The 10,825-nt window shown below is 68.3% G+C and carries 10 protein-coding genes and 1 tRNA gene; all 11 read left to right on the top strand.

Annotated features, from left to right (window positions below; translation table 11 throughout):
• The first annotated feature begins 25 nt into the window (after nt 1–25).
• Nucleotides 26–102: transfer RNA gene (locus tag VFQ05_06425), tRNA-Arg, on the top strand.
• 25 nt (nt 103–127) lie between these two features.
• The gene (locus VFQ05_06420) at nt 128–1,168 is read left to right on the top strand and encodes a ubiquinone/menaquinone biosynthesis methyltransferase (protein ID HET9326387.1); all 1,041 of its coding nucleotides are present in this window, start codon (nt 128–130) and stop codon (nt 1,166–1,168) included.
• Between the two features lie 66 nt (nt 1,169–1,234).
• A complete protein-coding gene (locus VFQ05_06415) occupies nt 1,235–2,245 on the top strand; it encodes a sensor domain-containing diguanylate cyclase (GenBank protein ID HET9326386.1) in 1,011 nt (336 codons plus the stop codon).
• A gap of 81 nt (nt 2,246–2,326) precedes the next feature.
• Nucleotides 2,327–3,364, top strand: a complete 1,038-nt coding sequence (locus tag VFQ05_06410) for a Gfo/Idh/MocA family oxidoreductase (GenBank protein ID HET9326385.1) — start codon at nt 2,327–2,329, stop codon at nt 3,362–3,364.
• Entirely contained in the window at nt 3,361–4,137 is a 777-nt protein-coding gene (locus VFQ05_06405; protein ID HET9326384.1) for a DapH/DapD/GlmU-related protein, read from the top strand. Before VFQ05_06410 ends, VFQ05_06405 begins: the two co-directional genes overlap by 4 nt.
• A gap of 36 nt (nt 4,138–4,173) precedes the next feature.
• The gene (locus VFQ05_06400) at nt 4,174–5,280 is read left to right on the top strand and encodes a DegT/DnrJ/EryC1/StrS family aminotransferase (protein ID HET9326383.1); all 1,107 of its coding nucleotides are present in this window, start codon (nt 4,174–4,176) and stop codon (nt 5,278–5,280) included.
• A 110-nt stretch (nt 5,281–5,390) separates the two neighbouring features.
• Nucleotides 5,391–7,322: an ATP-binding protein gene (locus tag VFQ05_06395; protein HET9326382.1), complete on the top strand. Its 1,932-nt coding sequence runs from the start codon at nt 5,391–5,393 to the stop codon at nt 7,320–7,322.
• Entirely contained in the window at nt 7,319–8,743 is a 1,425-nt protein-coding gene (locus tag VFQ05_06390; protein ID HET9326381.1) for a sigma-54 dependent transcriptional regulator, read from the top strand. The genes VFQ05_06395 and VFQ05_06390 overlap by 4 nt, the downstream gene beginning before the upstream one ends.
• Nucleotides 8,744–9,259 (top strand): LptE family protein, encoded by a 516-nt coding sequence (locus VFQ05_06385; protein ID HET9326380.1) that lies wholly within the window; start codon nt 8,744–8,746, stop codon nt 9,257–9,259.
• A 49-nt stretch (nt 9,260–9,308) separates the two neighbouring features.
• Nucleotides 9,309–10,256: a hypothetical protein gene (locus VFQ05_06380; protein ID HET9326379.1), complete on the top strand. Its 948-nt coding sequence runs from the start codon at nt 9,309–9,311 to the stop codon at nt 10,254–10,256.
• Nucleotides 10,257–10,673: 417 nt separating this feature from the next.
• A partial coding sequence (locus VFQ05_06375; GenBank protein ID HET9326378.1) for a leucyl-tRNA synthetase occupies nt 10,674–10,825 on the top strand: 152 nt, incomplete at its 3' end.

The following is a 10,825-nucleotide window of genomic DNA, read 5'->3' as shown; positions in this document are numbered from 1 at the left end:
GGCCGCTCCGCTCGCGAGGCTTCGTGCGCCCGTAGCTCAATTGGATAGAGCGTTAGCCTCCGGAGCTAAAGGTTACAGGTTCGATTCCTGTCGGGCGCACCACTCAAACTCCACCTGGATGCAGGGCATGGCAGGCGACAGGCTGGACGTCGATGCGGCGCGCTTCGAACCCCGCGCGGCGCAGCCGATGGCCGAGATGTTCGATCACGTCTCGGCTCGCTACGGGCTGATCAATCGCATCCTATCCCTGGGTCGCGATCACGCCTGGCGCCAGGCGATGTGGCGCGAGGTTCCCGAGTCGGCGCGCGCCGTGCTCGATCTGTGCACCGGGGACGGCGCGTCGCTGCCGGGCCTGCGGCGGCCTGGGCGCCTCGTGATCGGCGCCGACGTGAGCCTCGGCATGCTGCGGCTGGCGGCCGACGAGCAGCGCACCACCGGCTGGGGACCGCGGCTGCTGTGCGCCGACGCCTTCCGGCTTCCCTTCGCCGATCAAAGCCTCGACGCCGTCACGATCGCCTTCGGCATGCGCAACCTTCGTCCGGTCGATCAGGCGCTGCGCGAGATCGCGCGCGTGCTCGAGCCTTCCGGAACGCTGGTGGTGCTCGAAGCCACCGCTCCGCCACCGGGATTCACCGGGCCGCTCCACCGCTTCTATCTGCTCCACGTCGTGCCCTTCGCGGGCAGGCTGTCTCCCGATCCTTCGGCGTACCGCTACCTGTCGCAATCCGTGCTCGCCTTCGGGTCCGGGCCGGAATTCGAGTCGGTGCTCGCCGCCGTGGGCTTCTCGGTGCAGAGCCGGCGCTCCTTCCTGCTGGGCGCGACCCGGCTATGGACGGCCACTCGCCAGGGCGCCGGCGGTCAAATTGCGGCCGTTTCCCCCAGCGGCTTGCGTTCTGCACGGCCGGATCGACCCGCGATTCCCTCGCTCGCCGCCGCGAGAGAGCGTGAATGGAGAGCGTGGGGCATCGTTCAGATCCTGCTCTCCCTGAGCCTCCTCTCGAGCCTCGTGTATGCGGGCTGGATGCTGTCCAACTCCGGCATCGCCTTGCCGTTGCCCGGCTGGTCGAAGACCGCCGCGTGGCTCCTCATCGCCGGCGGCGCCATTGCCTTCGGCGCCCGCGCCGCATTCCTGATCGTCCGGCTGATGGCGGGACGACGGCGGACGTAAGCCGAGGTCATCGGCTGGCATACGGGTTGCGACGTGTTTGGTGGATTTCGCCCAAACCAAGAACTCATGCTGACAAGAGACCGGCATCTCCAGTCCTTGATGGACCTGGCGGGCCGCTCGGGCGGCCGTTCGCGGCCCGAGCTGGTCGGCCACGCGTTGCGTTGCGCGCTCCAGCTGCTCGACGCGGCGGGCGCGGTCGTGCTGCTCGTGCAAGCGAGACAGGGCGAAGGCTTCTCGCTGCTCGAAGGCTCGGAGATTCCCGATCCCTTCACCCGTCCGGTCAACGGCGGCGACCTGACGCGCCTGGTGCGTCCGGGCCCGCCGGTGATCACGGGCGACCTCGGGGCCGACCCCGTGCTCTCGCGCGCCGACGGCTGCCCGGGCATGGAATCGGGTCCCGCGCTGTTCGTGCCGGTGCGGATGCGCGAGCAGGACCCCGGCTACCTCGCGGTGTATCGCCGCCCCGGCGCTGCGACGTTCACGGCGGAGCATGGACGTCTGGTCAGCCTCCTCGGTGCGTGGCTGGCCACGGCGCTCGAGAACCATCGCCTGGTGGAGCGCGTGGAGAAGCTCGCGATCACCGACGATCTCACGCAGGTCTTCAACTACCGCTTCCTCAAGACCGCGCTGCGCCGCGAGATGAAGCGCGCCGCCCGCTTCCGGCAGGATCTCTCGATCATCATGATCGACGTCGACAATCTCAAGAACTACAACGACCGGCACGGTCATCTGCGCGGGAGCTTCCTGCTGCGCGAGATGGCGGGCCTGCTCGCCCAGGCGGTGCGCTCGTGGGATCTGGTGGCGAAGTACGGCGGCGACGAGTTCACGATCATCCTTCCGCAGACCGCGGAGGACGGTGCGATGGTCGTGGCCGAGCGTCTGCGCGCCGCGATCGAGGAGCACGCGTTCCCGCTGACGGCGCGCGGCGAGATCACGGTGAGCCTCGGCGTGGCGTGCTTCCCGGCCGACGGCGTGACGTCGAGCCACTTGATCGCCGCCGCCGACCGAGCCCTGTATCGCGCCAAGCGGGAGGGCCGGAATCGAGTGGAGCGTCCGGTGCGAGAGGCGGCCGCCTGAGCGTTGAGCGGTCGCCCGGAAGCGGCTAGACTGCGCGGTTCCCAGACAGGCATTTGGTCCTACGGCAGGGGTGGAGGCCTCTTGGCTCAGGACGTCGGCATCGGGATCGTTGGAACCGGGGACTGGGGAGCCAACCTGGTCCGCAACTTCGCCGCCCTGCCGGGCGTGCGGCTGGCGCGCCTTTGCGACAGCGACGCCACCCGGCTCGAGCGCACGGCCGCGCGCTATCCCCAGGCACGGCCCGCGACCCGCGTGGAAGAGGTGGCCGCCGATCCCGACGTCCATGGCGTGGTGGTGTCCGCCTCGGCGGTCCAGCACCACCCGCTCGCCAAGACCTGTCTGCTGGCCGGGAAGGACGTGTTCGTCGAGAAGCCGCTGGCCTTGAACGTGGCGGACGCCGAGGAGCTGGTGGCGCTGGCCCGCGACCGGCAGCGAATCCTCATGGTCGGGCACCTGTTGCTGCATCACCCCGCGGTGCGCTACATGAAGGACCTGGTGCAGAAGGGCGAGCTCGGCGATCTCTACTATGTCACCTCGCAGCGGGTGAACCTGGGCAAGGTGCGGCACGACGAGAACGCGCTGTGGAGCTTCGCGCCCCACGATCTTTCGGTGATCCTCCATCTGCTCGAGGCCGAGCCGGTCGACGTCGCGGCTCGCGGCAGCGCCTTCCTGCAAGGCGGAGTGGAGGACGTGGTGTTCCTGCACCTGCGCTTCCCGGGCGGAAAGATGGCGCACGTGCACGTCTCCTGGCTCGATCCCCACAAGCTCCGTCAGTTCACCGTGGTCGGCAGCCGCAAGATGGTGGTGTTCGACGACATGGAAGCCAGCGAGAAGATCCGCGTGTACGACAAGGGCGTGGATCGCGGCGGACAGTTCGTGAGCTATTCCGACGCGCTCACCGTGCGGAGCGGCGACATCGTGCTGCCCCGGATCTCACTGCAGGAGCCGCTTCGGGTCGAGTGCCAGCATTTCATCGACTGCATCCGCGAGCGCAAGACCCCGCTCACCGACGGCGAGAGCGGGCTTCAGGTGGTGCGCGTGCTGGCTGCCGCGCAGGCCTCGCTGGAGGCCGGCGGGGCGCCGATGGCGTTGCGGCCGCAGACGGCGGGGAGCCGATGAGCGCCACCCAGCCGGTGACCAGCGTGGTGCATCCCTCGGCGGTGCTGGGCCACGACGTCCAGCTCGGCGAAGGGTGTGTGATCCAGGCCGGCGCTCGCCTCGGCACCGGGTGCCGGGTGGGCCATCACGTGGTGATCCATGCCGGCACCGAGGTCGGCGATCGCGTGCGGATCGACGACCACGCCACGCTCGGCAAGCACCCGATGCGCGCGGCCAACTCCGCGACCACCAAGGAGCAGGAGCTGCCCGCGCTCAGGATCGGAGACGAATCGATCGTCGGCACCGGCGTGGTGCTCTATCGCGGCGCCGCGATCGGCGAGCGCGTCCTGATGGCCGACCTCTGCACGATCCGTGAGAACGTCACGATCGGACGCGGGACGATCGTCGGACGCGGAGTGACGGTGGAGAACGTGTGCACCATCGGACGCTACTGCAAGCTCGAGAGCGAGTGCTACATCACCGCCTACTCGACGCTCGAGGACCGGGTGTTCGTGGCGCCGGGCGTGATCACCTCGAACGACAACTTCGTGGGACGCACCGCCGAGCGCTTCAAGCACTTCAAGGGCGTGACCATCCGGCGCGGCGGTCGCGTGGGAGCCGGCTCGGTGCTGCTGCCCGGGATCACGGTGGGCGAGGACGGCCTGGTCGCGGCGGGATCGGTGGTGACCCGCGACGTGCCGCCGCGGACGGTGGTGATGGGCCGCCCAGCCAAGCCGTGGCGCGATGTGCCGGTGGAGCAATTGCTCGACAACCAGGGATGGGTGGACAGCTAGGAGAACATGATGAGCGCGATGCCCGTGAAGGCGATGATGCAGGTGCCGTTGCTGGATTTGAAGGCGCAGTACGCGGACATCAAGAACGACATCGATCAGGCGGTCCACCGCGTCCTCGACAGCGCGCGCTTCATCGGCGGCCCCGAGGTGTCGGGCCTCGAAGAGGAGATCGCCCGCTACTGCCGCTCTCCGCAGGCGATCGCGTGCGCTTCGGGGACCGACGCGCTGCTGCTCGCGCTGCGCGGACTCGAAGTGGGCCCGGGCGACGAGGTGGTGACCACAGCGTTCTCGTTCTTCGCGAGCGCCGGGACGATCGCCAACGTCGGCGCCCGGCCGGTGTTCGTCGACATCGATCCCCGGACCTACAACCTCGACCCGCACCGCCTCGAGGCAGCCATCACGCCGCTCACCAAGGCCGTGGTCGCCGTCCACCTGTACGGCCAGTGTTGCGACCTCACGGCCATCAAGGCGGTCTGCGACAAGCACCAGCTCTTCCTCATCGAGGACGCGGCGCAGGCGATCGGCTCGGAGTGGGAGGGGCGGCGCGCGGGCTCGGTCGGCGACCTGGGCTGCTTCTCGTTCTTCCCTTCGAAGAACCTGGGCGCCTTCGGCGACGGCGGCATCATGACCGCCCGCGACGCGGCGCTCGCCGAGCGGGTCCGGCTCCTGCGGGAGCATGGGGCCAAGCCCAAGTACTACCACGCACTGGTCGGCACCAACTCGCGGCTCGACGCGCTGCAGGCGGCGGTCCTGAGGGTCAAGCTCCGCCACCTCGACCGCTGGAGCGAGAAGCGCGCGAAGAACGCGGCGCTGTACGACCAGCTGTTCGAGGGCGCCCGCCTGACGCGGCCTTACCGCGATGCGCGCACGCGCCACATCTACAACCAGTACGTCATCCGCGTGCCACAGCGCGATGCCCTGCGGCAACACCTCACCGATCGCGGCGTGGGAACCGAGATCTACTATCCGGTTCCGCTCCATCTGCAACAGTGCTTCGCGTCGCTGGGCTATCGCGAAGGCGACATGCCGCAGTCCGAGGCTGCCGCCCGTGAAGTCTTGGCGCTTCCCATCTATCCCGAGCTGACGGAGGAACAGATCCGGTACGTCGCGGCATGCGTCCGCGACTTCACCGACCTCGCCTGACCTTCGACCGAACCGCGCGCGCCGTCGATATCCCGCCCTGAGACGGCCCGGCGCCGATGAACGTCTTCGCGGACGCGGCCCACCCCTGGGCCGCCGCCGAGCGGTGACCGATGTCGGTTTCGCAGCGTGGAACCCTCCGCGATCTGCTGCGCCGGGTGGACGAAGTGCGCGGCCTGTCTCCGGCGCTGGACCCGGATCCGGGTCCCGAGGCCGATGACGCCTCGGTGCTCATTCGCACCGTCTCCGAGCTGGTCGACGAGCTGGAGAAGAGCCACCGGCGGCTGATCGAGACCAACGTCCAGCTGGTGTCCCTTCGCGAGGTGGCGAGCGGCCTGGTGTCGGCGCTCGACGCCGGCGAGACCACGCGCACCGTGGCTCGCTACCTCGCCCGAGCCTTCGGGTTCGAGCACGCCTTCCTCCTGCTCGTGAACCGCGAGAACGGCCTGCTCGAAGGCACCTGGATCCACTTCGACGGCGGACGCGAGCGCGGCACGTGGCTCGAGCTGCCGCTCGATGGCGATCCGGGGGCCGTGCCGCGGGCCCTGTGGCTCAACCGCACGGTGCTGATCCGCGATCCCGCGAGCCACTTGGCACTGGTGCTGCCCGAAGGGCATGCGCTCCACGAGACCATGGCATCGCTCGGATCGATCGCGTGCGTGCCGCTGCAGCGGCACTCGGTGGCACCGGTGGGGGACCCGCACGAGCTGTGCGGAGCCCGTTGCATCCTGGGGGACATCACGCTGGTCGCTCCGCCGCCGGGTCCGGCCGCCGATCGCTGGGCGGCCGACCGGGAGGACCGCCAGCGCCACTGCCTCTCGTGCGAGCTGATGCCGATCCTCGGCGTGATCGGCATGGGGCGGGGAAGCCAGGCGCCGCCGCTCGGTCCGGCGGACGCCACCTTGCTCGAGTCGATCGCGCTGTCGGTCGCACCGGTGGTCGAGAACGCACGGCTGTCGCATGACCTGCGAAAGAGCGAGCGCTTCCGCATGAACGTGCTCGACAGCATGGCCAGCGCGCTGGTCGCGGTGAACATGAAAGGGGAGGTGCTCACCTTCAACCGCGCCGCCCAGGAGCTCCTCGGGTTCCACGAAACCGACGTGCGAGGCCAGCCCTTTGGCGCCGTGCTCGGACAGGATGGCGACCACCTGTTGCGCGCCACGCTCGAGAACGGCCGCGAGGCGGTGCGGGTGGAGACCATGCTGCGCGCCAAGGACGGCTCGCCGATCCCGGTGCGGCTCACGACGTCGCTGCTGCGCAACGACCGGCGCGCGGTCTACGGCGCGATCGCCACCTTCGTCGACCTCACGCCCCTCAAGCGCGCCGAGGAGCATGCGCGCTCCATGGACCGCCTGGCCGCGCTCGGCCGCTTCACCTCCAGCGTGGCCCACGAGATCCGCAATCCCCTCACCGGCATCGCCGCCGGCGTCCAGTATCTGGCGCGCGCGCTACAGGACCAGGCCACGCACCGCGAGCACGTCGACTTCATGCTCCACGAGATTCGCCGGCTCGACGCCATCGTGCAGGACTTGTTCGACATCACCCATCCGCGCCAGCTCCAGATGCGCGCCGCGCCGCTCGAGGAGGCGGTGCGCCGGGCGCTGCAGTCGCTCGAGCCGCTGCTCAAGGAGCGCGGCGTCACTCCGGCGCTCGAGCTGACGCCGGGCACCCCGCCCGTCCCGCACGACGCCGACCAGATCCAGCAGGTGTTCATCAACCTCATCAAGAACGCGGGCGAGGCCTCGCCGGCCGGAGGCACGGTGCAGGTCATGATCGGCCTGGCGCCGGCGCGCGGCCGTCGCGCGCATGGACCCAGCGTCATCGCCCGCATTCGCGATCACGGCTCGGGCATCAGCGCGGAGCACCTGAAGACCATCTTCGAGCCGTTCTTCACCACCAAGCCCGGCGGCACGGGGCTCGGTCTCTATATCTGCCACGACATCGTCAAGCGCCATGGTGGCGCCCTGACGGTTCAAAGCGAGCCAGGTCGCGGCGCCACGTTCAGCGTGGAGCTGCCGCTGGATACCAATGGAGGGATCCCATGAGCAAGGCCTCGGTGCTGGTCGTCGACGACCAGGACTCGATCCGCCACTTCGTCTGCAAGGCGCTCGAGGACGAAGGTTACGACGTGCGCAGCTCGGCGTCGGTGCGCGAGGCGCGCACCGAGATCGAGTCCGCGATGCCGGACGTGGTCCTGCTGGACCTCAAGCTGCCCGACGGCACGGGCATCGAGCTGCTGCGTGAGATCAAGAAGCTGCAGCCCGAGGTGGTGGTGATCCTGATGACCGCCTTCGGCGAGGTCGAGACCGCGGTCGAAGCGATGAGCGCCGGCGCGTTCTGGTTCGTGAAGAAGCCGTTCCAGAACCAGGAGCTGCTGGCGCTGGTGGATCGCGGGGTCGACTCACAGAAGGTGTGGATCGAGCTGCGCCGCCTCCGTCACCGCGCGTTCTCGGATTCCGACTACCTCCATTCACAGAGCCCCGCCATGCAGGAGGTCTACGCGATCGCGGAGCAAGTCGCCCGGGGAGACACCACCACGGTCCTGATCGCCGGAGAGAGCGGCACTGGAAAGGAATACTTCGCCAACCTCATCCATCGCATGAGCGCTCGCCACGACAAGCCCTTCGTGGAGGTCAACTGCGCCGCGATCCCCCGTGAGCTGCTCGAGAGCGAGCTGTTCGGTCACGAGAAGGGCGCCTTCACCGACGCGCGGGCTCAGAAGCTCGGCCTGATGGAGCTGGCGAACGGCGGCACCTTGTTCCTGGACGAGATCGGGGAGATGAGCCCGATGCTCCAGGTGAAGCTCCTGCGCGTGCTGGAGCGGCGCACCTTCAAGCGCGTGGGCGGCACCAAGGACATCACCGTCAACGTGCGCATCATCTCGGCCACCAACCAGGACCTGGAGCGCATGGTGCAGGAGGGGGGATTCCGCGAAGACCTCTACTACCGTCTCAAGGTGGTGCCGATCGACGTCCCGCCGCTCCGGCAGCGCCGTGAGGATGTCCTGCCGCTGGCGCGGCTCTTCATGGAGCGCTTCTCGCGGCAGTTCAAGAAGCCGTTCCGTGAGATCTCGCCGGCCGCGCAGCGCGTGCTCACCGAATACCCGTGGCCCGGCAACATCCGCGAGCTGCGGAATCTGTTCGAGCGCACCGTTCTGCTCGAGAACAGCGTGATGCTGGAACCCCCGCACTTGAAGATCGCGCCGCGCGCCTCGCGCGTCTCGGAGGCTTCCATTGGACAGAGGATCGACGAGATCCTGGTCAACACCGTGCCGGATGGCGGTATTCCCTTCGAGCCCTTGATCGAGGAGCTGGAGCGAGCCTTGATTCTGAAGGCTTCGTATGCTACCAAGTGGAACCAGAGTCGCACGGCGGAGATCCTCAACCTCAAGCGGGACAAGCTGCGCTATCGCATGAAGCTCTACCAGCTGGGCCCCGATTCGCCGTCGCACGATCAGGCCGCCTGAGTGACGCGGCGCACCTTGTGGCGTGCCGCTCTGGGCGCGATCGCCCTGGCCGCCGTGTCGTGCGCCTACTCGACCAGCACGGCCCTGCTCCCGACTCATCTCAAGACGATCGCCATTCCGGTGTTCGAGAACAGCACCACGGAGTACGCGCTCGAGCAGGAGATCACTCAGGCGGTGATCGACCACTTCGTGGAGGACAACCACCTCAAGGTGGTCAGTGAGCGCGGCGCCAACTCCGTGCTCCGAGGCCGCGTGACCGAGTATGCCAACGCGGTCTTCGGCTTCAACGCCGCTCAGAACGCCGACGAGTACCGGGTGAGGATCGGGATCTCGGTCACGATGAAAGACATGGTCAAGAACCGGGAGCTCTGGAAGGACGACCAGATGCTGAAGACGCACAACTACTTCGTCATCGACGTCCCGGGACAGAAAGCGCAGACGGAGCTCGATGGCCGAAAAGAAGCCATCCGAAAGATCGCCGAAGAAATCGTCGCCCGCACCGTCGAAGGCTGGTAGCGCCGAGGGGCGAGCCCGGCCTTCGGAGCGCCTCGACGAGGCCACGCTCGTGGCGCGCTTCGAGTCCGACGACTTCCCTTCCAGTCTCTACCTCGACGGGCCAGACGAGTCGCTGAAGGCGGCCGTGATCGCCGAAGCCCGGCACGCCTGGGCGAAGGCCTGTCCCGAGTCTCCTCATCCTCGGGTGTTCCGCGCCGCGGAGGACTCGGTCGAAGAGATCCTCGCCGTCTACCAGGGCGCCTCGCTCTTCACGCCGCGCGAGCTGATCATCGTGCTCGACGTGGAAGGCCTTTCGCGCAGCGAGCGCGGGATTCGCGCGCTGGCGGAGGGCGTGCGCCGTCCGGCCGGCGCCTCGACGCTCATCTTCTCCGAGTCCGGCGCCGACTCGGCGCGCCGCTCGCTCGAGCCGCTGCGCGCCGCCTGCGCGGCGCGGCTCACGGCGTTTCCGCTCGCGCGCCGGGCGTTGATCGCATGGGGCAGGCGCCGGGTCGGGCGAGAAGGCCTGACGGTGGAGGACGGGCTGCTCGAGAGCCTGGCGGACAGCTGCGAGAACGATCCTTCGGAGTTCTTCAACGAGCTCGAGAAACTGCTCACCTGCGTGGGGCCTTCGAAGCGCATCACCAACGAAGAGGCGGCGCAGCTGCTGCGCCCGGTGTCGAATGCCGACCTCATCGACTTCCTCGCCGCGGTCGCGGCGGGCGACCCGATGCTGGCGGGCCGGCGGCTGGGCCTGGTCCTGGCGGCGGGGGAGAGCGAGGGATCGATCCTGTTCGCGCTGACCAACCTGGTCGGCGGCGCCATGGGAGGCTGGGCGCGCTGGCGCGACCTCAGCATGGCGCTCTCGCGCCGCAGCTCGCCGTCCCACCTGGCGCAGTCGCTCGACGCGCTCTACCGCGCGGAGTGGGCGTGGAAGGGCGGGCGTGCGGACGCGGTGGCGGCACTCGAGCAGGTGACCCGCGAGATCAGCAGCGGCGGAGCCATCCCCGCGCGACGCTGATCGCAACCTTATCGAGAGCACTTCTCGGGCTCGTCAGCGAATTCGGAGCGTTTCTACGGTCGGGCAGCTCGTTTTGCGACAAGCGCTCCGATCGCAAACACGCTGCTCCGCGCTCGTCGCAAAACGACTGCCCGACACGCTTTTTGGTTCTTCGGTGTCCGCCTTGCCAAGCATCGGGTAAGTGCTCTCACCTCACCACCAGGAACCAGTGCTTGTCTGCGGTGAACTCTAGTCGTCTCACCACCTGAGCAATGGTTCTTGGTGGTTGGCTAGATACAAGGGACCCAACTGGTGAGCACGGGGATGACCGAAGAGCCATGAAGCTCCGAATTCGCTGACGAACCCGAGATGAGCAACCTCGGTCGAAGCAGCCACGTGCAGCGGCGGAATCGTGATCTGCTATCCTCCCTCGCCCCAATGAACCGCTATCCATTCGCAGACGTCGAGCCCAAGTGGCAGGCCTACTGGGAGGAGCGAGGGACGTTCGTCACCCGCACCGATCCCGGCAAGCCCAAGTTCTACTGCCTCGACATGTTCCCGTATCCCTCGGGCTCGGGACTGCATGTCGG

This window comes from Candidatus Eisenbacteria bacterium (assembly GCA_035712145.1).
Lineage (GTDB): Bacteria > Eisenbacteria > RBG-16-71-46 > RBG-16-71-46 > RBG-16-71-46 > DASTBI01.
Note: the sequence above shows the minus strand (reverse complement) of the source record. Positions and strands in the feature narration are given on the sequence as shown.

Bases quoted from the DNA above. Each gene is read 5' to 3' on its own strand.
- VFQ05_06420 (HET9326387.1), top strand. From the start codon at position 128: ATGGCAGGCGACAGGCTGGACGTCGATGCGGCGCGCTTCGAACCCCGC.
- VFQ05_06415 (HET9326386.1), top strand. From the start codon at position 1,235: ATGCTGACAAGAGACCGGCATCTCCAGTCCTTGATGGACCTGGCGGGC.
- VFQ05_06405 (HET9326384.1), top strand. From the start codon at position 3,361: ATGAGCGCCACCCAGCCGGTGACCAGCGTGGTGCATCCCTCGGCGGTG.
- VFQ05_06400 (HET9326383.1), top strand. From the start codon at position 4,174: ATGCAGGTGCCGTTGCTGGATTTGAAGGCGCAGTACGCGGACATCAAG.
- VFQ05_06395 (HET9326382.1), top strand. From the start codon at position 5,391: ATGTCGGTTTCGCAGCGTGGAACCCTCCGCGATCTGCTGCGCCGGGTG.
- VFQ05_06390 (HET9326381.1), top strand. From the start codon at position 7,319: ATGAGCAAGGCCTCGGTGCTGGTCGTCGACGACCAGGACTCGATCCGC.